This is a genomic window from Thainema salinarum CENA647, from assembly GCF_057732415.1.
The window spans coordinates 4,242,915-4,266,195 of sequence record NZ_JBYJZJ010000022.1 but is presented as its reverse complement, the minus strand read 5'-3'; the positions used below and the strand labels follow the sequence as shown (position 1 = coordinate 4,266,195).

Here is a 23,281-nt window from a genome sequence, read left to right as displayed (position 1 = left end):
ACTACTTATGACTGCATCCATTAAAACGAAGACAACACAAAATGATCGAGTGCTGCGGCAAACCATTATCGGTTCTCGCCGCTTGAGTAACTACTTCTGGGCTACAGTGATCGCACTGGGGGCAGGCGGGTTCCTGCTGGCTGGGTTATCCAGTTATTTCAAAGTCAATCTGCTGCCGTTCTCTGATCCAACCCAGCTTGTATTTGTGCCCCAAGGCATTGCAATGAGCTTTTATGGTGTAGCTGGCTTGTTGCTATCGCTGTACTTGTGGCTGGTTATTCTCTGGGATATTGGCGGTGGCTACAACGAATTTAATAAGAATTCCGGTAAGCTAACAGTCTTTCGTTGGGGCTTTCCTGGACAAAACCGCAAAATTGATATTTCCCACAGCTTGGAAGATGTTCAATCTATTCGAGTTGAGATCAAAGAAGGTCTCAATCCTCGTCGCGCCTTGTATCTACGGGTAAAAGGCAGTGGTGATCTTCCCTTGACGCGAGTTGGACAGCCTTTGCCGTTGTCGCAATTGGAAAACCAAGGTGCAGCGTTAGCCCGCTTTCTAGAAGTGCCGCTTGAAGGTTTGTAGACAGTTCGGTGCAGATTCATTTGTAGATTGCCTTAGGTTAGGCTGTCTAAGGATTACAATGAACGGGCTCATCCTAAATAACTAGAACGCCAAGTCAGCGTACACAACAGGGTTACGTAATGGATAGTAACGGATGATTGAGCGCGATCATCTGCGATCGCAATCTGTTGTCGGTATGTAATAATCATCCTTTGCTTGGATTTTCCTATAGATCCCTTGTTGGTCATCCATCGGTACTGTACTTTCACAGCAAGGCGATACTTTGCCATCTTCAAGGAGTTTGAATTGGACATGCAGCTAAGTTTTTCCCGCTGGTTCACGATTGGTTTAGTTTGTACAGCTTTAACGTTAACGAGCTGTTCGTCATCTCAGACTGAAGCTGGACAACCCGATAATGCCGCTGCTGGTGCTCCCGCCATTGCCCAGACCTCTCAGCCACAGCTTCAGAACTTACCTGTGTTGGAGGGAACCGCAACAGTAGAACTTATTGTTAAAGGTGAACCCATTGTCATTGAAGTTGATGGTGGACATGCGCCAGTAACAGCGGGTAACTTTGTTGATTTGGTCAAGCGTGGTGTTTACGACGGTTTAGTGTTCCATCGGGTTGTACGAGAACCGCAGCCGTTTGTTGTCCAGGGGGGCGATCCGCAAAGTAAAGATCCCAATTTTCCTCCTCAACAACTTGGGACAGGCAGTTTTATCGACCCCAACACTCAAGAACCTCGCTACATCCCCTTAGAAATCCAGCCTGAAGGAGCGGAGCAGCCCGTTTACGGTCAGACATTTGAGGAAATGAATATTTCATCCTCTCCAGTGCTTAATCATCGGCGGGGCGCTGTCGCAATGGCCCGCTCTGCACTGCCCAATTCGGCTTCCTCCCAGTTTTATGTCACGTTGTCAGATGTCCCATTTCTAGACGGTAGCTATGCCGTATTTGGCTATGTGCAATCTGGGATGGATGTGATCGACTCCATTCAGCAGGGAGATGTGATTGAATCGGCGCGAGTAATTGAGGGTGAAGAAAACTTGAAAAACGCTGACGTGGAGAAGGCAGCGGACTCGGAGGAGAAGTAGAAGACTTTATCGGAAATTGTTTTGTAGCGCGGCTTCGCCGCGCTACAAAACAATTTCCAACCCCAAAAACTTTATTTCTAATAAAGTCTAGAGTATTAGGTTCTAGGTTTTGGGAGGTAAGGTGGATTGGGTTGTAGAGGCTGTAGAGGCTTGTGAAGTCATGGAGACTCAGATACACCTTCTTACAAGTCAATGGTTATTAGAAGAGGTTGACCGTGCAACTCTAGTCTGCAATTCGGCGGGTTATGATTTACTTCAGCGCCACCATGCCGAACGGCCACACGACAATCCTGAATGACCACTTCCACCTCTCCCAGACTCCTACTACTATGCATAAGTCTGTTGGACTTCGTTCCGACGTTGAGATCCCCCCTAGCCCTCCTTAAAAAAGGGGGAAGTCGTTCAAAGTTCTCCTTTCTAAGGGGGATTAGTCCGGGATTTAGAAGAACTATTCAGATATGTATAAACAGTGCCCTAGGCTCCCTTCATAGCTCTTTATATCCCTCTACAGCCTTCATGGTCTTCTATCCCCCATCCATCACTGAAGCATAACGTCGGACATACCAACACATTGAGCGGTGAGTGCATCAGAGCAAGCTGTATTAGTAACCGGAATTGGGATTGTTTCAGCGCTAGGAAATTTAACGGAAACTTGGGGTCGGACTTTAAAAGGACAGACTGCGATCGCACTTCACCAGCCTTTTCCTACACTAGAATCTTTCCCTCTAGCACTAATTCAGGATAGTCCGGTTGATCTAAATCAGTTGCGCTATCGAGCGGTGGCTGAGGCTTTACAAGATGCTCAGTTAGAACCACCATTGTCAGACTGTGGCGTGGTGATGGGCTCCAGCCGCAGCTATCAAGGGCAAATCGAGTATATTGCTCAGCAACGTTCCCTAAGCAGCTTGTCAAGATGGTTAAATGTGCTGCCTCATCAGTGTGCGATCGCAGCAGCTCATCAGATTGGAGCGGCGGGGGTTGTACAAGCACCAATGGCAGCTTGTGCGACTGGGCTGTGGGCAGTCGCACAAGGATATGAATTAATCAAAACGGGACAGTGCGATCGCGTTTTAGCAGGGGCAGTTGAAGCGCCCATTACGCCACTGTCACTGGCCGGATTCCGCAAAATGGGTGCCTTGGCAGCAACAGGCTGTTATCCTTTTGATCGGCAGCGGGAAGGACTGGTACTTGGAGAAGCAGCGGCTGTGTTGGTACTGGAGTCGGCTCGTTCGGCAGTACAGCACGATGCGAAGGTGTATGGCCAAATTTTAGGTGTAGGACTCACGGCAGATGGGCATCATGTCAGTGCGCCCAATCCCGATCAGCAAGCTGCGATCGCAGCTATTGAGCACTGTCTAAAGCGCAGTCATCTTAGTACCCCAGAGGTGGACTATATTCACGCACACGGCACCAGTACACGGCTGAATGATCAAAACGAGGCCACTCTCATCCAGCAGCTTTTTCCTCATGCCCCCCTCGTCAGCTCAACTAAAGGAGCAACAGGTCACAGCCTGGGAGCATCTGGAGCTTTAGGACTGAGCTTTTGCTTATTGGCACTTCGACACCAGACAGCCCCTCCTTGTGTAGGTCTGAAACAGCCCGATTTTTCCTTGAATTTTGTTCGACAGGCTCACTCTGCTTCAATTAAGACTGCCCTATGCTTCAGTTTTGGCTTTGGTGGCCAAAATGCAGTTGTAGCCGTTGGACAGCCATTTGGTGGTTGAAGAAGTGAGGCGTGAGGAATGTAGAGGGCTGTAAAAGCTGAAAGACTCAAAGCTCAGCACCCAAAACCTAATACCCAAAACTCCAAAACCTAATACCCATACTCAAGCACTCAGCCTTTAATCCACAGACATAAATTTGAGTTTCCATGATCATTTTTATACTGATCTGGCTTGGAACAACTGAAAACTGGCATATGTACTAGCTTTTGGGCTATAGCATAGAAAAGAACAGCAGCCGTTGTAGTTGAGCCTATGTCTCTTACTGAGCAGTATCTCTCGCCGCTTCCCGATAAAACACTTGAGCGTTTGCGCCGCGCGGATCAGGTTTGGCAGCAGTATCGACAAGGAAACTCACCCCAACCCCATCCGGATATTGTGACCACTACCGCTGAGGGCCTGGATCGCCTGCCCGATTGGGATGTTGTCATCTGCGGTGGCACCCTGGGCATCATGATGGGTGCGGCACTGGCACAACAAGGTTGGCGAGTGGCGCTCTTGGAACGGGGGCAGTTACGGGGACGAGACCAAGAGTGGAATATTTCCCGGCGAGAAATCCGAGAGCTAGTCGATTTGGGATTGCTAACAGAGACTGAACTGGAAACTGCGATCGCAACAGAATACAATCCAGGCCGAATTCATTTCCATCAGGGGCCGGACTTTTGGGTACGCGATGTGCTGAATGTCGGCGTTGATCCGGTTTATTTGCTGGAAACGCTGAAGCAAAAGTTTCTGGCGGCAGGGGGTGAACTGATTGAAAATGCTTCGTTTGAGTCAGTCATTGTCCAGGCCGACGGTGTGCAGGTGAAATATCTGCGTCAGCAAGACGCTGTCTCTTCAGCAGAATCGCTGACAGCTCGCCTGCTGCTGGATGCGATGGGGCATTTTTCACCAATTGTGCGCCATGTACGCGGTAGCCAAAAGCCAGATGCGGTTTGTTTGGTGGTGGGCACCTGTGCTCAGGGCTATGAGCAGAACGAAACAGGAGATCTGATTGCCTCGTTTACGCCAATTCGCAATCAGTGTCAGTATTTTTGGGAAGCATTTCCAGCACGGGATGGGCGCACAACCTACATGTTTACCTATGTAGATGCCCATCCGGAGCGACCCAGTTTGGAAACGCTGTTTAATGAGTATTTTCAGCTTTTACCGACTTATCAAAATATTGAACTCGATCAGCTCGATATTCAGCGAGCGCTGTTTGGCTTTTTTCCCTGCTATCGGCAAAGCCCATTACACTATTCCTACGATCGGCTATTGCCCATTGGAGATAGCAGCGGGAGCCAGTCGCCGCTTAGCTTTGGTGGCTTTGGTGCAATGATTCGGCACCTCAAACGATTAACCAAGGGCATTGACGAGGCACTGCGCTGTGATCAAGTGGGCCAGGCAGACTTGGCGCTACTCCAGCCCTATCAGCCGAATTTGTCGGTGACCTGGCTGTTTCAGCGCTCGATGAGCGTCGGTATTGATCAGTCGTTGCAACCGAACCAAATCAATGACTTGCTGTCTAGCGTTTTTCAGCAGATGGCTGGTCTGGGGGATGATGTACTGAAGCCGTTTATGCAGGATGTGGTGCAGTTTCCCGCATTGACAAAAACGCTGCTCAAAGCGACTACGGCACAGCCGCTGATGGTAACGCAGATTCTGCCACAGGTGGGGATTGGCAGCTTGGTAGACTGGCTGCGGCATTATGGTGGACTATCACTGTACAGTGTATTGAATTCGCTGGATAGACCGCTCGGAAACTGGATAGAACAGTTGCCGCCCGAACAGCGCTACCGTTGGCATCGCCGTCAGGATGCTTGGCAATATGGTTCGGGTGGAGATTACGATTCTGATGATTAACGGACGCTAACAAAGCGCTCTTGTGCGATCGCACGTAGCCGCTGTAGGTCTTCTCGGCGAGCCACCGAAAGTGGAATCATGGTTTTGATTTTTTCCAACATTAGCTCGGTTGAAGGCTGCTTCTTAAGATACAGCGCGTGATAGAGGGAACTAATCACCGCCTGCTCAATTTCGGCCCCGCTGAAGCCATCCGTGGCCGCTACCAGCGCTGGCATGTCAAACTGCATTGGGTCTTGTCGCCGTCGCGTCAGGTGAATGCCTACGATATCAGCTCGTTCCTGAGCATTGGGCAAATCGACAAAAAAGATTTCGTCAAACCGCCCTTTGCGCAGCAGTTCCGGTGGAATCTTAGAAATGTCGTTAGCCGTTGCGACAACAAAGACCTCATGGGATTTCTCCTGCATCCAGGTTAAAAATGAGCCGAACATGCGCTGGCTGAGCCCGCCATCCGTATCGCCGCCGCTACCGCCGTTGAAGCTTTTTTCAATTTCATCAATCCATAAAACGGTAGGAGCCATTGACTCTGCCAGGGTAATTGCTTGCCGAAAGTTTTTCTCCGACTCACCAATGTACTTATCGTAGAGTCGCCCCGCATCCAGCTTGAGCAAAGGCATCCGCCAACCGCGAGCAATACTTTTAGCGGCTAGCGATTTGCCGCAGCCTTGGATACCCACAATCAGAATACCTTTGGGCGCAGGCAGATTGAGTGCCTGGGCTTGGGAACTGAATCCAACTTTTGCTTCGGCTAGCCACCGCTTGAGACCACCAAAGCCACCGATATCAATCGTTTCGTGATCCATCGGCAGATAATCTAGCAGTCCTCCTTCATGGATTAGCTGAGCCTTGCGATGCAAAATGCGGCTGATGTCGTGGGTGCAGAGTTTACCATCTTCCAGAGCTGCATAGGCGACGACCTGACGAGCCTGTTTAAGTGTCATGCCGCTAAGCGCCTGCACCAGCGATCGCACATCGTCTTCCTGTAGCTCAATTGAGATTCGGTTGCGGTTTTGCAGCGATTTCACCGTTTGAGAGACAGCCTTATACAGCTCATCTCGCTCCGGCAGCTTCAGGTCATAGAATACGGCATCATGGGCAATTTCAGGCGGTAGCGAGACATTCTCACCCGTAATCACAATGGCGCTGCGGTTGAGAGAAAAGTCCTGTGCCACCTCGCGCAGTTGTCGTGCGACCGCCGCCTCATCTAGATGCTTACCAAAATCCTTCAGCCAAAAAATGGCCTGAATATTGAGGCCACTGATGTGCTTCAGCACGTCAATCGGTTCAGTCGTATTTTCGAGCGAGGCCGACTTGAGGGAACCGGGCGGAGCATATTGATTGTTCCAGGGAGCATTGAAGCTATCTTGAGTTTTCGACAGACCGTTGGCAATACTCCACTGAAACAGCGGCATTGACATGTCTTTGGTAGCCGTTTGCAAGAGTTCCAGCACTCGTTCTTCTTCAACCGTTTCAATCACCACAATGGGATGAAACGCCTGCACAAGGGTTTGAATATCGCGCACGCTAACCGATAGAGACATAGGGCAAAACCAGCGGTGGAAGATTATTAGTAACCAACAATCCTAATGTGCCCGACTCCGGAGAGTAGACTAACGCTTGACGAAATTTGATATTCCATCTGCACATGCCTTTGCCCCTGCAATACACCTCTGCAATGCATAACTGCGATCGCACCCGATCTTGGGCACACCTCTATCGATAGAGAGAGTAAAGATCGTATTGACAAAAAAATAATCAACTTCAGATGGATGTGAGTTTGATCCCGTTCACGATACTAATAGTGATGCCATTACTTAGAAGGAATTAAATTATGACTAATTTTCTAATTAGTAAAGGGCATCTATTGCTGAAATCAATGCTGAAAGCGGCGGTTGGTTTCGGTGTAATGCTGGCTGTTTTTGTAAGTGGAAGTAGCTTTTTATTCGCATTTAGCCAACCTGCGATCGCACTTTCTAATCAGTCTCCCTCCTATCAAATTGCAGCCGCTTCTGATGTTGTCAGAGAGCGAGCTAAAGATGAGTTCGAAGATAAAACCAGCCCTGAGGCCCGGCGACAACTTGAAAAGGCTGTCCAAGATCCGCAAGGAAAAATTCGTCGCGACCTAAACAGAGCAGAGCGGAAAGCAGAACGAGCCGTTAATCGGACACAGGGCAAAGCTGAACGTAGCATGGATCGCACCGAGCGAGCTGCTGAGCGAGCAAAATCTCAAGTCAAAGATTTCTTTGACTAATTAGTAGTTAGATCATCATTTGTTTTACATTTAAATGTTTATTGGAGGTCATGAATGACTATTCAACTTAAGTCGTCTTTTCGTGCGATCGCACGTGTTTTAATCGCTGTTTGTTTTGGCGTTCTGCTCACGCTTTCTCATGTGCTGCCAGCCGCTGCTAGCTCTCATGAGGGATCAGATTCGCTGCCCAAAGTGCGTAATAAGTCTGAGCAGGTTCTGCAAGAGGAACCCCGTGGTCGCAACAAAGTGCAAACCGAAGCACGCAGAGGTGTTAACGAGGTACAGGGTAGTGCTGATGCCAACCGAATGAATCGTCCTGAAAACTCACAGCAGGAGACAACGGTTGAAGAGAAAGTCAGAGAAGGTTTAAGCAACATTACGAACTAAACATTCTTTAGATGAATTACTCCAGCTAAAGCAATAGGGAACAGGCAAGGCCTGCTCCCTATTTTCTCTATTAGCGCAATGTGACTTCTGTAGTTAGGTGGTTGACTTAGGCCGTTGCGTATAGCGCTCGCCCAGCGGGTGTGGCCCACTGCTCATAGCCAGCTTCAATTAAAGCGCGATCGCGAATCCGGCAAGAGTCGCAGCGCCCACAGGGTTCCTCTCCACCTTGGTAGCACGACCAGGTTGCGGGCACGGGCACACCGAGCTGCACAGCTCGTTTTACAATATCGACTTTGCTGTCCCTCACCAGTGGCGCAATCAGTTGTGGGGCATGCCCTTCTAAACCTGCTTTTGACGATAGCTCGGCCAATCGCTGAAAGGCGCTGAGGTAATCAGGCCGACAGTCCGGATAGCCGGAGTAATCCACAGCATTAATGCCGAGATAAATAGCGTCGGCTCCCCTAGCTTCTGCCAAAGAAAGTGCGATCGCAATAAAAACTGTGTTGCGCCCAGGTACGTAAGTCGAGGGAATTTCGTTGGGCTTCACCCCCTCTTGAGGTAAGGCTTGATTACGATCGGTCAATGAGGAACCGCCCCACTGAGCCAGGTTTACATCAATAATTTGATGTTCCGCAATGCCCAAGTGCTGGGCGATTTGCTGGGCTGCCTGAAGTTCTCGGTCGTGACGCTGACCATAACGTAACGATAGGGCAATCGGTTCATAACCATCTGCGATCGCTTGGGCCGCCGCAGTGGCCGAGTCTAATCCGCCGGATAGCAAAATAACGGCTTTGGGTTGAGCCATAGAGCAAGATGAGTTCGCAACACTGTCTACTGTAGTACGAGATTTCGCGACTGACTTCTAGATTTGAAAACTAAGTTTTAACACAGCATGTTGCCGCCGCGATGCAACAGCAAACATGCTCTAAGCTCAGATCTGTAGCTGATTATCCAGATCGCGGATACAAATTAGTACTCAGCACTCAGCACTGACCTCATCCGTAGCGCTAATCCGTAAAACTGAATATTAGATTGTATTGGAAATAACTGAAAGGGTGACAACATAGCTAGATAGCTTGCTGCATCAAGGATAGGGCACGGAGACCCCGCTGAAAATAGAGGCGTTTGTGGGGTTTGAGCGCCATCAACTGAAACGCTTGATTGGCCCACAGTTCCATCCCATACGTCCACCGTTGCCCATAGAGAGCCAAGCTGAACTCACTGTGTCGCAAGGTTTTATCTTGGTGTTTTTGAATACGTCCAGCATAGTGGTCAATGCGGAGTTGCCGCATCCATTGCCCCTGTAGGGTGGCCAAACTGTACGCGATCGCAATGAGTAAGAGCAAGGCTAAAAATCGGGGTTCATTGACCTTGGTGTCCTCTAAGTTGTAGCCCCCAGTCTTACAGTCCTTGAAGAGCTGCTCAATGCCCCAGCGACAGCGATAGATCTCAATGGCCTGCTTCAAATTAGGCAGATTGGTGAGAATATACCAGGGGTCTTTCGGGCCTTTGTTACGATAGCTTCGTTTCCAATAGATCGCCAAATTAAAGGGACCCAACCCATCGCCTTTGTTGGCCAAGATGCCCCGATAGAACTGTCTCATGCCGGGTTGAATGCCCAAGTCTTTCACCACGGTATACTCCTGTTGCACACTCACTTGAAAATGAAGGTCTTTCTTCTGCCGCAAGGCAAACATGATGCCCCTGGAGTCTAGCCATTTAGCTAGTTTTGGACTATGGAACTCTCGGTCTCCAAGCACTAAGACGGGGTAGGATTTCAACAGGGGGAAAACGGCTTTTAGCAGTCGTTTTTGAGTCCGAAGGTCGCTGTTGCCGCTTTGCTTTAAGACCTCCCAATACAGGGGCAGGGCATGGGTGCCCCAGATCAGAGAGACCATGAAGATATTTCGCCCTTTCCACTGAGTGCGGTCAATCGCCAGAATCCAGTAGCCATACTTTTGATGCTTCAGTTGTTTGAGGCGGCGGCGTTGGGATCGATTCAATCCCCGTCCGGTTTGCTCTTGCCGAATCCAGTATTTCACCAGCGGAAACCACAGCAGTTTGACCCTCAGTTGAGGCAAGACTAAAAACCGCTGTAAGTTCCGTTTTCGACTGCCATATTGAATCGGTTGAGGAAAGACACTGGCTAAAACTGACAGTTTGACCTGACGATGGGCCTGTAGCAAACATAACAAGAGCTGCAGGGTCAAATACTGCGGGTCGCTCAGATGAGCTTGGAGGGTGGTTTGGTAGAATGCAGGAAACATATTTGGTTGGGGGAGTCTGCTCAAGGCTCCCTATTTCTTTGCCTCTGTTATTCTCTCAAAGCTTTGTCCACCTTGGTTCTGAACTCGCTTGTCACCCGGTTAGATTGAGCACAGGCATGCGCATATCCATCCAAATCAAATGGGGCTGCCAAGCTTCCCACTGTGCGATCGCAGCTTGACCATTTTCTGCTTCCCGCAGTTCGAACCCAATTGGGCCTAGTAGATCAATTAACAGCTTGCGGTTGAGGGGGCGGTCATCTACCACCAGGATGCGGTAAGAGGGTTGACCCGGTGCCAAACCGATCACGATGTGTTGCGGAGCGAACGCGCTGGCTGCCATCCGACCATCGGCAATTTCGGCCCAGATATCGAAAGTAAAGGTTGTGCCTTTGCCAACTTGGCTGTTAACGGTGATTTCTCCTCCCATGAGTTCCACGAACTTGCGGCTAATCGATAATCCAAGGCCAGTTCCCTGCTGGGCCTGTCGCCCGGATTCGGTCTGAGCAAAGGGTTCAAACAGTAAGGGAAGTTCATCTTGTGCGATGCCGACTCCGGTATCTGCTACCGAAAACTGTAGGTGAACGGGTCGCCCCGGCAGTATAGGCTCGGGAGACGGATTTAGGCAAGCCACAGTTAGTTTGATATCACCTTCTGTTGTGAACTTGATGGCGTTGTTGAGCAGATTGATCAGGCTTTGCTGGAGTTTGCGACTGTCGCCGTAGATGTACTGAGGCACCGTTGGGTCAGATGCAACAGTGAGCGTGATGCCCTTCGATTCGACCTTGAGATGCAGCATATCTTCCAGGGTTTCCAGCAGGTAGGGCAGATCAAAGGGGCTGGGATGCAGTTCGATATGCTCAGCCTCGATTTTGGACATGTCTAGCACATCGTTGATGAGACTCAGCAAATGCTCTCCACTTTGATTGATAATCCGGATTTTTTCGTGCTGCTCGGACGTTAAACTGCGATCGCGGCCCAAGACCTGGGCAAATCCCAAAATGGCATTTAGCGGCGTGCGCAGCTCGTGGCTCATGTTGGCTAGAAAAGTACTTTTTGCCTGATTCGCGCCATCTGCGGCTTCTTTGGCGACTTCCGCCATTTGCTTGGCCGCCTGAAGTTCAGCAGTTCGCTGATGCAGCTGCTGGAGCGCCCAGTTAATGGTCTGGGCCAATTGTGCCATCTCGTCATGCCCCGAGAGCGTAACTTGAACGGGTTTAGGAGTGTTGGTAGCCAAATCTGTCGTCCCAATCTGGTTGACCTGTTGGCTGAGCCATTCTAATCGAGACAGGACGAGATAGCGTAACAGCAGCAAAATGAGCAGGCAAAACCCTGCACCAATAATTAGCGAAGACCAAAAGTAATAGTGCAGGCTGATTTGTCCCCTGGTATAAATCTCGCGATCGCTGGTGGTTTTCAAAATCATTGCGGGTTGTCCACTCAAATCCGAGATGCGGGCATAGGCCGCAATTTGCTCTGAATTTAAAACTTGAACTGCCGTGGGTTGAGCTTGATGGGTTAGGGTTGGTGCGATCGCACGCACATCCTGCGACCACTCTTTCGAATCGGCACCATACATAAAGCTGTCTACAGGCAGACGAGTGGTTTCTGTCAGTTCGGCTAGCTGTAGATCGCCAAAGTACTGGCCCATGATTAAACTGCCTTGGACGGGGCCTTCGTTCGTGCTGGTTAGAATGGCGTGGCTGACCAGCACCATTGGGATTTGATTGAGGCGTACAAATCCTGAAATATGGGGAGATGCCAGTGAACGATTTAGTAAATCTGGATGCTGAGTGATCGCAGCCAACAGCTCTGGTGGGATGTCGGTTTGGCTTGCAGCATCGACATCCGACACCTGGCCGTAGATTAAGTTGCCATCGTCATCAAAAATCGCGATCAAATTCAGAGACAGGGACATAAACGTATCAGACGTGAGGTTCGATTTGATATACGCCTCGTCTCCGGTCTGCACAAATTGATAGGTGTCATCCCAAACGGCCCAATCCCGAATCATGGCCATTAAGTTTTCGATGTCTCGGGCGAAGGATCGCTCTAGCCGCTCGGCATTGGTTTGAGCCTGCTCTAGTTCTAAATTGGCATAGCCGCGCACGATAATAGAGCGAGCCACACCTAGCTGACCCAAAAACAGTACCAAGCAGGTACCACCAACCGCAGCGAGAACTTTCGGTTGCAGGGTACTCAAGAAAGGCTGACGTGACTTCATGGTTTGACTGTAGCCAAGAGAATTCAAGTGGCTTAGGCTTAAAATACCCTTCAGCCAAAGCAAAACGATTAAAACTGTGTAAATTTCTCTCCGCTCTCGGCGCTTAATTGGCTGCGATATTGTGAAGATGTGTGGGGACAGGACGACAAGCGCGATCGCACCTGGAACGATCGAGACAGGACAGGGTGTATCGGGTGCCAAGATTAAAATCGGCATAGAGCAAAACAGCTCGTTTTAGGACTTCATCGCTGTCTGCATGTGGCAGTTATAAGAGTGACCCCTCTACCTGTAAATGAGGGAACTTCAGTGGTTTTGAGTGTCGTCAAACTATCTACAGGGCACGTGACGACTGCATCTACTTTTGCTCAAATCCATCGCATCTGAATGAATGATTCATACCCAAGTCGAGTGAAAAACCGTCATTCGTTTTTGTGAGAAGTTGACCGATTAATTATTCACAAAAACGAATCAAGTTCGGCACCTGTACTGGATATCAATCTCAATTTTGGTTCATCAAATAAAATCCGAGCGCTAGATATTGATTCAGCTAAACGGTTGCGATCGCATCGTTTGGGGTCAAGCTAGCACGCTTGATTTGGGCTAATCCGGACTAAATCCGGACTGAATCTGGACTGATCTAGATTCACCGAGAAACGCATTTGGTATTCATACAAAGTCCGAGTAAAACCGTGCTTTATTTTCATAGAAATAAAGCGGTTTTTACACACGGACTTGATACAAGCCGTCAGGAGATCCGCATTGTGACCCAGGAGTTTCATCTATCCATTACCCCCGTTGGCCAAGATACCTACTTGATTCGTACAGAGCGTATGGCGACGGGAGTGCGTATTGCCGAAGAACAAGTGACCTGGCCGATTGAGCGCTGGTTACAGCAAACTCGTCAAGAATTGGACGATCCGATTTTGTCCATTCTTCAGCAGCCCTTTGCCCGTCCAGATGCAGATTTGTCCGGTGAAGCGGATGCGCCGCAGAGTCTGCTGGTTCTGGGGCAGGAACTCTATACGGCTCTTTTTCAAGGGTCGGTGCGCGATAGCTGGATGGCGGCCCAAAGTATTGCGCAGCATCGGCGTGAAGGATTGCGGCTGCGGGTCGGCTTACCGGAGGCACGGCTGCATCAGTTGCCCTGGGAAGTGCTGCACGATGGCGATCGTCCGCTGGCAACGGGAACGGATATTGTCTTTTCGCGCTATCAGGTAGAACGGAGCAGCCCAACCTTTAGCCCCCATCCCTGGCAAAAGCGCTCGGAGCAGCCGCTGCGTATCCTGATGGTGACTGCCGCACCGACCGATCAAGAACGGCTCTTACTGCGGCAGGAATTTCAGCAGCTTTCGCAAGAACTGGTGCGATCGCAGTCGCCCCTCTTGATTGCGGATGCGCCAACCGTAGAAATCAAGCTGCTGGAACAGCCAGGACGAGCGGAGTTGACTCAAGCTTTGGAGCAGGGTAACTATCAGGTTTTTCACTATGCTGGCCACAGCGATCCGGGGCCTTTGGGTGGCAGTCTGTATTTGGTCAATTCCAAAACCGGGCTGACCGAAATTCTCAATGGTGAAGATTTAGCAGGATTGCTCGTCAACAACGGCATTCGCATGGCAGTGCTCAATTCCTGTCGCGGCAACTATGACGCTGATCCAGGGTTGGCCGCGGAAAATGGCCAGCGGAATTTAGCGCAGGCTCTGCTGCGGCGTGGCGTTCCTGGTGTACTGGCGATGGCTGAGCGGATTCCCGACGAGGTAGCTATCACGCTGTCGCGCCTGTTCTACCGCAATTTAAAACAGGGCTATCCGGTGGATTTGAGCCTTAGTCGAGCACGGCAGGGTTTGATCTCGGCCTATGGTTCTCAGCAGCTCTACTGGGCGCTGCCCGTTCTATATCTTCATCACCAGTTTGATGGCTATGTGGCTGCCGCAACCACTGACGCTGGCCTACCGCTGATGGCGGGCTACGACAGCCTGGATTTGGATGCGACGACAAATTGGCATGATCCAGAGTTTGCCGATGCGATCGCAGAAGCAGGCATCCAAGTGGGTATTAACGATGAGCTATCGCAACTGGAATCTGCCCCATTTGCGTCCGAGTGGGATGATGAGTCGCTGCGGCCTTGGCTGGATGCTCAGCCCACTCAGTCAGAGGCTGGTTCAGAAGCTGCACCTGCCGAGTGGCCTGCGGCCCAGTCCGGTTTGCCCTCTGGGTCAGATGTCAGCGCATTGGCCGATGAGCTAGATCAGGACACCAGCCGCTATGCCGATGATGCCGCCACGGTTGCCAACCTGATTGAACAACTCTCACATACAGAATCCAGCGCGGCTCCTACGACTGAGCCGTCCGTTCGTGCATCTCAAGACGAGGTCTTGCTGCCGGACGCATCTTCCCAGCGGGTTTCGACCCTTTATCGAGATTGGACACAGCCACCAGCCGTAGATCAACCTGGCGCAAACCCAGAATTACCTTATCCATCCGAATTACCTTATCCAAATGAAGCGGGTTCGGCTGCAGCTTATCCATCTGCATCACCATCCTCAGGTGAATCGAATCAGCCTCAAAATCCTAGAAATCGCGATCGCAAGTTGCTCTGGGCCGGAATTGGCGCAGGCGTGGTCAGTATTTTGGCGGCGGCATTACTCAGCACTGCCGTGCTGCATCTCGCCAGCCAGAATGGGCGATCGCCGGGAATTTTAGACGAGATTGAGCAGGTACCCGATCCCATTCAGTCCATGTCCTCGGATCAGTTAGCAGAACAGACGACAGGCGATTTGACGACGATTGCGCTCGTGCGGCTCCAAAACGGTAATGTAGACTCCGCCGCCGATGCGGTTGAAGTGCTGCTCGATCGCGGCGCACTGCCCCAAGCCGAAACCGTTTTGGCTGAAGTTCCCTCGTCTCTGCTGAATGATCCAACGATCAACTTCCTCAAGGGGCGTTTGGCCTGGCAGTTTATAGAGGTTGGCAATGCAGATTACAGCGCTAGCGATGCCCGTCGCTACTGGGAAGCTGCGGTGGCGGATGAGTCGGAAAACCCGCTCTATCAGATTGCGCTCGGTTTTGCCTATTACGCAGAAGACCGCTTTGAGGTTGCTGCCCAGACTTGGCTCAATGCTCTGTCGATGATTGAAGAACAACAAACTGCCGCGCTCAAACAGCAAATCCCTAATTATGCGCCCGATTCGGAGGAATACGCTTTGGTTGAGCCTTCGCTGACTGATGATGATCACGCCTTAACTGCCTATGCTGGACTGGCGCTGGCCTCTGCACAACTGGCTCAAAGCCAGCCCGATCCCATTCAAACCACCATGCTCAGTAAAGCACACAAGCTTTATCGCACGGTGATTAGCAATGATGCAGAGCAGTTCCAAACCCTCAAGCTGGCGCAAAACTGGCTCTGGAGCGAATCCGCGATCGCAGACTGGCAAACCCTGCCCAATTTGTTTAACTAGGGACAAGATGGGAAGCTCTGAACATGTTGAAACGTTTGAGCGTTGGAGCGTTCGAACGTTGAAACGTTGAAACGTTGAAACGTATCAAGATCTCCATCCCAAATGGCAAGGGTAGACGATGGCTGTAATCGAGATGGCGATGATCGATTAGCGGCGAAACTGATAGGCCGTGTCCTCCGCGCCCCAGACTTGATTTCCGTCGGCGTCAAATCCCCGATCCCAGGTATTCATTCCCTGAGCATGTAGCAGTACCTGATTGGTAATGCGTACCGCGCCCCGGAAATCAGCCGGACAGCCGCCAATTGGCGTTTTACCGAGGTAGCCGCTCGGCACGGGGCGTAAAAACACGTCACACACCGACTCGCCTAAGTCCGCTGCTGGCACCATCCGATTTGCTTCAGGTTGCTCACATAGACCAATCCAAGCTGCCGGATGAGACGGCTTGTAGCTGTGTGATCGCACACTCTGGCTCAGTTCGTGGGGCACAATCTGTAAAAACCGTTGCCGATAGGGCTGCTCAAGCTGGGCCATCAGCGCCTGTTCCTGGTAAAGGTACGTTCCTTGACCATCACGACTGCCTGTTTCACTCGCCTCAACTTGAATCACGCAGGTTGTCATCTGCACCGCCGCTGTTTCCTCACTGGCTGCTGCCTGTGCCGATGTATCCATCTGTCCGACCAGATACGACACAATTTCGTCTGCCTGTAACTCTAGATCCGGATTGGCCTGAACGGGCCAGCTGAACAGAATCGGCAGAAGTGCGATCGCAACTCCACTTATCTTGCTCAAACCACAACTATTCCTAGACCGTCTTATCTTTAACCCCATTTCAACCCCGCTTCGTCATGCTTGGTTCTCCTATCTTGCCAAAACTTTCTTACCAAAACTTGCTCGCCAAAACTTTAGAGGTAGCCGTTGCCATTGGATCTGAGACATTAGTCAGTTTTTCGATAAGCAGCAACCTCAGGTCATTCGCACCTACACTAGGAAGAAGCGAGTGTTGCTGCATTGCAGGCATACGCACACCGCAAGTCCGGCTTAAGCAGGGCAGCAGTAGGAGGAGGAATGAAGGCTCAAATGCACCAGGAGCAGACGGTCAATATTGCATTAATCGGGGATATTCATGACCAGTGGAGTGCCGCTGACAACGAGGCGTTGACTCAGCTTGGGTTTGATTTAGCGCTGTTTGTGGGGGATTTTGGCAATGAATCGGTAGACGTTGTGCGGCAGATTGCTGAACTTGAAATTCCAAAGGCTGCAATTATGGGCAACCACGATGCGTGGTACAGTGCTTCCGACTGGGGACGGAGCAAATGCCCCTACGATCGCAGATTGGAAGACCGCGTCCAAGCTCAGTTGGATTTACTGGGAGAAGCCCACGTTGGCTACAGCAAGCTGGATTTAGCCGATCTCAAACTTTCAATTGTGGGCGGACGCCCGTTTAGCTGGGGTGGCAGCGCCTGGAAAAACGGACAGTTTTACCAAGAGCGCTACGGGATTTTAGGGTTCGAGGAATCCATCGAGCAAATTATGAACTCCATGCAGCAAGCGGCATACGAAACGGTTTTGATGATTGGTCACTGTGGGCCAACGGGACTCGGTGATACGGCAGAAGCGCCCTGTGGTAAAGATTGGAACCCGATCGGAGGAGACTATGGTGATCCGGATTTGGCAGTTGCGATCGCACAGGCCAGAGAACTCGGCAAAGTCATTCCTCTTGTCACCTTTGGTCACATGCACCATCGCTTGCGGCATCGTAAAGATCGACTGCGCCAAATGGTATCAGTCGATAAAGCCCATACGGTTTATGTAAACTGCGCCAGCGTGCCGCGCGTGATTGAAACGGAGCAGGGCGTACTGCGAAACTTTTCCCAGGTGACGCTGCGGGCACAGCAGGTTACAAAGGCCGCATTGATTTGGGTGAATTCTGAGTATCAAGTCGCTTCAGAAGAAATTTTGTACGAAGCTGAAACTGCGATCGCGCATTAACGATATCGTGCATTGATAATACCGAATCCAATTAAAAAGAACCCGCATTATTTTGTGTAAAAGTTAGGCACAGCCTGACTTTTACACAAAATAAACACTCTAGGCACGTAAAATCGCTAGTCCATACTCTGATTCAGCTGATCGAGAGAACTCGAAACAGCCGATTGAGACATCGAGCTTAACGTTGGGAATACATACAGCACATCACCGTGATCGTTCGGCTCAAAATTGGCGTAAAACTCACGGGCGCGGGCATTCAGAAACTCTCTCGCTTCTGGCCCAGTCAGGTTGGTATGCACCGCAAAATCAAACACCGTAATGCGACCCCGGTTTGCCTGGAGCAACTGGTAAAACGTTTGCTGAAGAAACGTCTGCTTAGCCTTGATGGTTCGCTGTCGTCGTCGCCAAAATCGCCATCCAATTAGCCCCAGCGTAATGGCCAGGAAAATCGGCCAGTAGCTTTTAATCAGCAGCACCAGCAGCACCAGCACAACGCCGATGCCAATTCCAGCAGCACAGCCCATTTCTAAGCCCATACGTTCCTGTGACAGTTTTCCATACAGTAGTTTCGGCGGACGATGGCTCACATTAAAATGGTGTTCAAAGCTTAAATATTTTCAACTTTATAGTAATACCTAAGCCTAGTTGCAAATACGGACGTATTACGAATAATCCGTATTTTCCCGGTCTTCGACACCTGCTGTTGAAATCTTGTATTGTGGAAAACCAGCACCTGACGCGAGCTAATTAACTGACTGTTGCATCGTCCGTCGCTTCGCCCTTTTTCTAATATGAACCAAATTAACGAAATCGTAGGGTGCCTCATGCCAGTTTTATAACAGACGAACCGAGCCGTGGATGCGTAGTATGAACGATTCCAATCTGCGATCGCTAACCAGCGCCATTCAGGATATTGCATCCCCGTTTCGGACGTACTTAGTGGATCTGCACGAGAAGTACCAGTCTTTCACCGAGGGTAAGCCTGCCAATCCGTTAGCCGGAATTGAACCACCCGCAGCCGACTTTTTTGGCGTGTGTATTGCCACGGTCGATGGTCAGGTGTATGAGGTAGGCCACTGCCACCAGCCCTTTGCAATTCAAGCCCTGTCTCGTGCCCTGCTCTATGGCCTAGCACTGGAAGATCACGGACGAGAGCAGGTAAGTCACTACGTTGGCATCGAACCCTATCGCGAACTAGAAACGCTGATTGGGTTGAACAGCAATAAACATCGTCCCCATAACCCGCTGACGGACACTGGGGCAATCGTGATTGCGGGATTGATCAAAGGTGACAGCTTGGTCAGTCGGTTTAAGCGGGTGATGGCGATGCTGAGCCGCTACGCCGGACGGGATATTTTGACCAGTCTGCCAGTTTTTCTCTCGCAAAAAGAGCAGGGTGAGCGGGAACAAGCGATCGCACATTTGATGGTGAAAATGGGGCTGGTGCAGCGCCCGATCACCGATGTGCTCGACCTTTATTTTCAGTGCAGTTCGGTCATGGTTAACAGTCGCGACTTGGCGGTGATTGCGGCAACTCTGGCCAATGGCGGGTTGAATCCAGTTACGGGAGAGCGGGCCATTCAGGAACAGTACATTCAGGACGTAATTAGCGTTATCTTGACCTGCGGCATGCATGACTCGTCTGGGGAATGGACATATCAGGTTGGCATTCCCGCCCAGGCTGAACCGAATGGCGGCGTGATGGGAATCGTGCCCCAAAAGCAGGGAATTGGCATCTTTTCGCCTCGGCTGGATGACCACGGCAATAGCATTCGCGGCATGAAAGTCTGCCAGGATTTGGCCACCGATCACCATCTGCATGTGTTCAATATTTATGAAAAGAACCAGCAGATGGCGAAATATATCGAGCAGGTTGAAAAAATTACCGCTGCTGCGATCGCAGTTAAGCAGGGCACGTTTGCGGCCAACAGTCTCGATAGCCTTGTCCAGCGTGCCGATGAGTTAGGCGAACTGGCGCGGGTGTTCACCAACATGGTGGAAACGATTCAGGCTCGCGAACAAGAGCTGAGTGCCGCCAATCGGCAGTTAGAGGCGCTTGTCAATGCCTACGGGCGGTTTGTGCCCCATGAGTACCTAAAATTTCTGCATAAGGATAGCATCGTTGATGTCGATCTAGGCGACTACGTTAGTACCGAAATGGCGGTCATGTTCTCAGACATTCGCTCATTTACGGCACTGTCGGAATACATGACGCCGCAGGAAAGCTTTGACTTTATCAATGCCTATCTGGGGCACGTCGGCCCGGAAATTCACAGATATCACGGCATCACGATCAAATACCTGGGAGATGGGCTGATGGCCGTTTTCCCCAGTGGAGTGGATGATGCGATCGCAGCCGGACTGGCTAAGCTCAAGCGCTTGCAGGACTATAATCGGCAGCGCCAAGCGGCTGGTGAACCGTCCATCAACATCGGCATCGGCGTCCACGTTGGCCACATGATGATTGGCATTATTGGCGAATCCAATCGGATGCAGGGCGATGCCTTTTCCGGCACGATTACGCTGACTGCGCGACTGGAAGGATTAACCAAATATTACGGGGTGCATCTTTTGGTCTCAGAAGACGCACTTAATCAGCTGCAGCGCCCAACCTACCAGTTTCGCTTTCTCGATCGTGCCATTGTCAAAGGCCGGACTGAACCCATCGGCGTTTATGAAGTGCTCAATGCTGAACCAGCACCAATTCAGCAACTGAAGCAAGAAACAGCCACGCTATTTGATAAAGGGATTCAGCATTATTGCCAAGGCGACTTTGTCAAGGCCACTGCCTGTTTTAAGCAGGTTGTCACAATCAATCCGTTTGACCAAACCGCTCGGCTCTATCTCCATCGCATTCAGCAGTTGCAGGTAGAAGGCATTCCGAACAACTGGGCGGGTATTTGGACGTTTACCCAAAAATAAGTCTGCTAAAAAACCGAGCTGTTTTTGTGAACGTCCGATCATGCCGGACGTTCACAAAAACAGCTCGGTTCTTTCTCTTCAGATTTGGCACTACTGGGCAACAGCCGGTGGAGCTAAGGGAATAGACGGTTCAACCGAAATCGAATCAGATAGGGATAATTTAGCTTGAACGGCATTCGCTGAAATCGTCTCGGACTCAATCAGAATAGATGAGAATTCTTGGCGACATGAGGTGCAAAACAGAACAATACTGCCCTTATTGACGTGTCGTAGCAGTGGGTGATCACAAACCGGACAAAAAGCTTGCTGATTGAGTTTGGAGTTCATTAAATTGCTCATAATAGTAAAGAATTCAAAGTAGATGGTTTAAGACCGCCAAGCCTTATCAGTCCTCAATCACAAAGATTTAATTATCAGTTCATCACGTTTGACGTTAAAGTTGGGCAACAGCACGTTTTATATTCGGTATTACGCTTGGTATGTGTACTGGATACCCTGTAATAAACATACCGCCGTGTCAACTGCTCCAGTTCTACAAATACATTGCACATCGGCTAACCACCGCTATCAGAATCTATAAAACGGTAAAACTGACTCGACATAATGTATCCAAGTGAGCAAACAATGACTTTCTTAACAGAAATAATGATGAAATGATGACTAAGTTACGCTAGTTCAAAATGAATAGGGTTGAGGACAAGGGCTCAATACTGAATGCAAGTTGAATACAGGTTTAATACAAATAACTGCAAACAGTGGGTGCAAACAATTACAGGATATTAATCGAGTTTTGTTTTTGATTTTTGTTACAGTTTTATTGCAAGTTTGTTACAGCTAAACGTTGATTGATGGGAGAAGTAGCCTGCAATCGCACATAGCTACATGTAATCAAGAGCAGATAGTTGTGGATAAGGTCTGAATCCAGCGTGAATGAGTTTTGATTATCCCTGCGTAAGCGCCTCTAATACCGTAGGAAAAACATTTGTTTGTTATCAGGATAAAAACCGAACGCATAAAGGACGGATATTACACATTGGTCAGTGACTATTTAGGAATAAGATGAAATCATCTTATTTGCTTCAGTCTTTATCATTTCCTATTTTTGATAGTTCTGAGTCTATCTAGGGAACGATATAAGTAAGATTTAAGCCAAAGTCTTGAGCAAACTTAATCAGGATGAGGTAGCCTTGTCAGGGTGAGTTTGTTTTAGACCCATCGCAATCCACCGCAGCGATGCTAGTGCTGTCAGGCATAGCTTGCTACAGAACGACAAGCTGTTTGGCCGCTGCTAACCCCCAAATGTCCAATAATTACATCTTGTCCCCCAGCCTGAAAAGTCGTGTTGCCGCCACAGTGCCGTAGCAATATGACAGCTTTGGGTTCTAGATCGATTGGGTGCAAGATCAGGCAACCCGAAACGGTGAACGTTCGACTTTTAAGTGATAACAGCCGGTTGTTTTGGCGTCTTCACGGTAGGAAATCGCGCTCAGTTTCATTTGCTTTCGTGAAACGATTTGGTTTGGGGTTAATATTCATCTTCTGTCATATGTTGATGCATTAATTTACTTTTTTCTGGAGGTTTCCATGGTACACTCGCCCAACTCTCGCTCAACCCGTTCGCAATCACGTGCTGGTCAAGGTATTCATCCTCTAGATGATTCCTTTGACTTCAGCCAATGGGCTCAGCTTGTGCGTCAGCAGATGATAGCTTCTATCCAAAAGCGGAATGGACAGTAGACCCTACTAACAATTAGTAGGATTAAAGCCCAGCAGGGGTGAGCAGCCGCATTGCGCAAAATCATCCCTGCTGGGCTTTAATGCAAAGTGCAAAGATTAGCGGTACTGTTCAACGATGAATCAACCCTGGCAAGATCCGTTTATTATTCACCACACGCAGCGATTGCTCTACAGTTTTCAGCACTGGACAGGTCGGCCACTGTTGGACGTTCAGGGTTCACCGCTTGAACAAGCTGAGCAGGTCTTTCACGCTCATCTGGCAGTTTTGTCTCACGGGACAGAAGCAGATCCGATTTTTAACTATGGCAACCAGTTGGCGCTGCAAATTTGGGAGTTGACTTGGGCTGAATTTATCCAGATGCCATCCCGTAAAACTGCTGAAGTTGTTAATCAGGAAACGCGATCGCAACTTCTCTCGACTGCCCAAAAACAAGGTTATACTCCCTACTCGGGTGTCCGCATCTCCAGCACGAGTCGCCGCTTTCATATTGATGATGGCATTCTCTGGAACGTGATTGACCCACAAGGCAATCTGCATGGCCAGGCGGCGATTTTCTCGCGTTACGAATATTTGCCGTAGTAGTCTGTCAAAGTAGAAATTCTTCTACCCCTCAAAACACACTGGACAAAGCAGTAGGAAGCGTTGCTTAATCTGGGCAAAAAGTGAACAGAAAAGTCTGAAGTGCGATCGCATCTGAATCAAATTTGAATCGCATCTGATTTGCTGGACGATTTTGACTGGACGATTACGAACAAATTCCGGGCGAATTTAGCGTCTCCCCCAAACAGATGCCACAATGACTTCTGTCCAGCGTTTTCTCTTACTCACGCT

17 protein-coding genes are annotated in these 23,281 nt (G+C 49.9%); 10 read left to right on the top strand and 7 right to left on the bottom strand.

Features of this window, described 5'->3' with window-relative positions; translation table 11 throughout:
- The first annotated feature begins 7 nt into the window (after window positions 1-7).
- From AC286M_RS25480 to AC286M_RS25465, 4 genes are all read left to right on the top strand, one after another.
- Entirely contained in the window at window positions 8-583 is a 576-nt protein-coding gene (locus AC286M_RS25480; protein WP_488207044.1) for a photosystem I assembly protein Ycf4, read from the top strand.
- A gap of 291 nt (window positions 584-874) precedes the next feature.
- Window positions 875-1,657: a peptidylprolyl isomerase gene (locus tag AC286M_RS25475; protein WP_488207043.1), complete on the top strand. Its 783-nt coding sequence runs from the start codon at window positions 875-877 to the stop codon at window positions 1,655-1,657.
- Window positions 1,658-2,235: 578 nt separating this feature from the next.
- Window positions 2,236-3,381 carry a beta-ketoacyl-ACP synthase gene (locus tag AC286M_RS25470; protein WP_488207042.1) on the top strand — a complete coding sequence of 382 codons (1,146 nt, stop codon included), beginning with the start codon at window positions 2,236-2,238 and terminating at the stop codon, window positions 3,379-3,381.
- A gap of 252 nt (window positions 3,382-3,633) precedes the next feature.
- Window positions 3,634-5,223, top strand: coding sequence for an FAD-dependent oxidoreductase (locus AC286M_RS25465; RefSeq protein ID WP_488207041.1), 1,590 nt, complete (start codon window positions 3,634-3,636; stop codon window positions 5,221-5,223).
- On the opposite strand, the gene AC286M_RS25460 is transcribed toward AC286M_RS25465, so the two are convergent.
- On the bottom strand, window positions 5,220-6,761 hold the full coding sequence (locus tag AC286M_RS25460) for an AAA family ATPase (RefSeq protein WP_488207040.1): 1,542 nt from the start codon (window positions 6,759-6,761) through the stop codon (window positions 5,220-5,222). The genes AC286M_RS25465 and AC286M_RS25460 overlap by 4 nt on opposite strands.
- 290 nt (window positions 6,762-7,051) lie before the next feature.
- Between AC286M_RS25460 and AC286M_RS25455 the strand changes: the two genes are divergently transcribed.
- Both AC286M_RS25455 and AC286M_RS25450 read left to right on the top strand, forming a co-directional pair.
- Entirely contained in the window at window positions 7,052-7,471 is a 420-nt protein-coding gene (locus AC286M_RS25455) for an SPFH domain-containing protein (protein WP_488207039.1), read from the top strand.
- A 54-nt stretch (window positions 7,472-7,525) separates the two neighbouring features.
- Entirely contained in the window at window positions 7,526-7,858 is a 333-nt protein-coding gene (locus AC286M_RS25450; RefSeq protein WP_488207038.1) for a hypothetical protein, read from the top strand.
- 106 nt (window positions 7,859-7,964) lie between these two features.
- Here AC286M_RS25450 and queC read toward each other — a convergent pair whose 3' ends face one another.
- The 3 genes from queC to AC286M_RS25435 form a co-directional block, all read right to left on the bottom strand.
- Window positions 7,965-8,663: a 7-cyano-7-deazaguanine synthase QueC gene (gene queC, locus AC286M_RS25445; protein ID WP_488207037.1), complete on the bottom strand. Its 699-nt coding sequence runs from the start codon at window positions 8,661-8,663 to the stop codon at window positions 7,965-7,967.
- Window positions 8,664-8,925: 262 nt separating this feature from the next.
- Window positions 8,926-10,125, bottom strand: a complete 1,200-nt coding sequence (locus AC286M_RS25440) for an IS4 family transposase (RefSeq protein WP_488203413.1) — start codon at window positions 10,123-10,125, stop codon at window positions 8,926-8,928.
- Between the two features lie 91 nt (window positions 10,126-10,216).
- Window positions 10,217-12,562, bottom strand: coding sequence for a CHASE4 domain-containing protein (locus tag AC286M_RS25435; protein ID WP_488207036.1), 2,346 nt, complete (start codon window positions 12,560-12,562; stop codon window positions 10,217-10,219).
- A 545-nt stretch (window positions 12,563-13,107) separates the two neighbouring features.
- On the opposite strand from AC286M_RS25435, the gene AC286M_RS25430 reads away from it, so the two are divergent.
- Window positions 13,108-15,801, top strand: a complete 2,694-nt coding sequence (locus tag AC286M_RS25430; RefSeq protein WP_488207035.1) for a CHAT domain-containing protein — start codon at window positions 13,108-13,110, stop codon at window positions 15,799-15,801.
- Window positions 15,802-15,948: 147 nt separating this feature from the next.
- Here the strand turns inward: AC286M_RS25430 and AC286M_RS25425 are convergent, their stop codons facing one another.
- Complete coding sequence (locus AC286M_RS25425; protein ID WP_488207034.1) at window positions 15,949-16,590, bottom strand: chromophore lyase CpcT/CpeT; 642 nt, start codon at window positions 16,588-16,590, stop codon at window positions 15,949-15,951.
- A gap of 276 nt (window positions 16,591-16,866) precedes the next feature.
- Here AC286M_RS25425 and AC286M_RS25420 point away from each other — a divergent pair, with 276 nt between their 5' ends.
- Window positions 16,867-17,790, top strand: coding sequence for a TIGR04168 family protein (locus tag AC286M_RS25420; protein WP_488207033.1), 924 nt, complete (start codon window positions 16,867-16,869; stop codon window positions 17,788-17,790).
- A gap of 116 nt (window positions 17,791-17,906) precedes the next feature.
- Here AC286M_RS25420 and AC286M_RS25415 read toward each other — a convergent pair whose 3' ends face one another.
- Window positions 17,907-18,377 (bottom strand): hypothetical protein, encoded by a 471-nt coding sequence (locus AC286M_RS25415; RefSeq protein ID WP_488207032.1) that lies wholly within the window; start codon window positions 18,375-18,377, stop codon window positions 17,907-17,909.
- A gap of 280 nt (window positions 18,378-18,657) precedes the next feature.
- Between AC286M_RS25415 and AC286M_RS25410 the strand changes: the two genes are divergently transcribed.
- Window positions 18,658-20,712 carry a glutaminase gene (locus AC286M_RS25410; protein ID WP_488207031.1) on the top strand — a complete coding sequence of 685 codons (2,055 nt, stop codon included), beginning with the start codon at window positions 18,658-18,660 and terminating at the stop codon, window positions 20,710-20,712.
- Between the two features lie 90 nt (window positions 20,713-20,802).
- On the opposite strand, the gene AC286M_RS25405 is transcribed toward AC286M_RS25410, so the two are convergent.
- Window positions 20,803-21,039, bottom strand: a complete 237-nt coding sequence (locus tag AC286M_RS25405) for a hypothetical protein (protein WP_488207030.1) — start codon at window positions 21,037-21,039, stop codon at window positions 20,803-20,805.
- Between the two features lie 1,525 nt (window positions 21,040-22,564).
- Between AC286M_RS25405 and AC286M_RS25400 the strand changes: the two genes are divergently transcribed.
- Window positions 22,565-23,029 (top strand): MEKHLA domain-containing protein, encoded by a 465-nt coding sequence (locus AC286M_RS25400; RefSeq protein WP_488207029.1) that lies wholly within the window; start codon window positions 22,565-22,567, stop codon window positions 23,027-23,029.
- Window positions 23,030-23,281: the final 252 nt, after the last annotated feature.

Bases quoted from the DNA above. Each gene is read 5' to 3' on its own strand.
- AC286M_RS25480 (WP_488207044.1), top strand. From the start codon at position 8: ATGACTGCATCCATTAAAACGAAGACAACACAAAATGATCGAGTGCTG.
- AC286M_RS25475 (WP_488207043.1), top strand. From the start codon at position 875: ATGCAGCTAAGTTTTTCCCGCTGGTTCACGATTGGTTTAGTTTGTACA.
- AC286M_RS25465 (WP_488207041.1), top strand. From the start codon at position 3,634: ATGTCTCTTACTGAGCAGTATCTCTCGCCGCTTCCCGATAAAACACTT.
- AC286M_RS25460 (WP_488207040.1), bottom strand. From the start codon at position 6,761: ATGTCTCTATCGGTTAGCGTGCGCGATATTCAAACCCTTGTGCAGGCG.
- AC286M_RS25455 (WP_488207039.1), top strand. From the start codon at position 7,052: ATGACTAATTTTCTAATTAGTAAAGGGCATCTATTGCTGAAATCAATG.
- AC286M_RS25450 (WP_488207038.1), top strand. From the start codon at position 7,526: ATGACTATTCAACTTAAGTCGTCTTTTCGTGCGATCGCACGTGTTTTA.
- queC (WP_488207037.1), bottom strand. From the start codon at position 8,663: ATGGCTCAACCCAAAGCCGTTATTTTGCTATCCGGCGGATTAGACTCG.
- AC286M_RS25440 (WP_488203413.1), bottom strand. From the start codon at position 10,125: ATGTTTCCTGCATTCTACCAAACCACCCTCCAAGCTCATCTGAGCGAC.
- AC286M_RS25435 (WP_488207036.1), bottom strand. From the start codon at position 12,562: ATGCCGATTTTAATCTTGGCACCCGATACACCCTGTCCTGTCTCGATC.
- AC286M_RS25420 (WP_488207033.1), top strand. From the start codon at position 16,867: ATGAAGGCTCAAATGCACCAGGAGCAGACGGTCAATATTGCATTAATC.
- AC286M_RS25410 (WP_488207031.1), top strand. From the start codon at position 18,658: ATGAACGATTCCAATCTGCGATCGCTAACCAGCGCCATTCAGGATATT.
- AC286M_RS25405 (WP_488207030.1), bottom strand. From the start codon at position 21,039: ATGAACTCCAAACTCAATCAGCAAGCTTTTTGTCCGGTTTGTGATCAC.
- AC286M_RS25400 (WP_488207029.1), top strand. From the start codon at position 22,565: ATGAATCAACCCTGGCAAGATCCGTTTATTATTCACCACACGCAGCGA.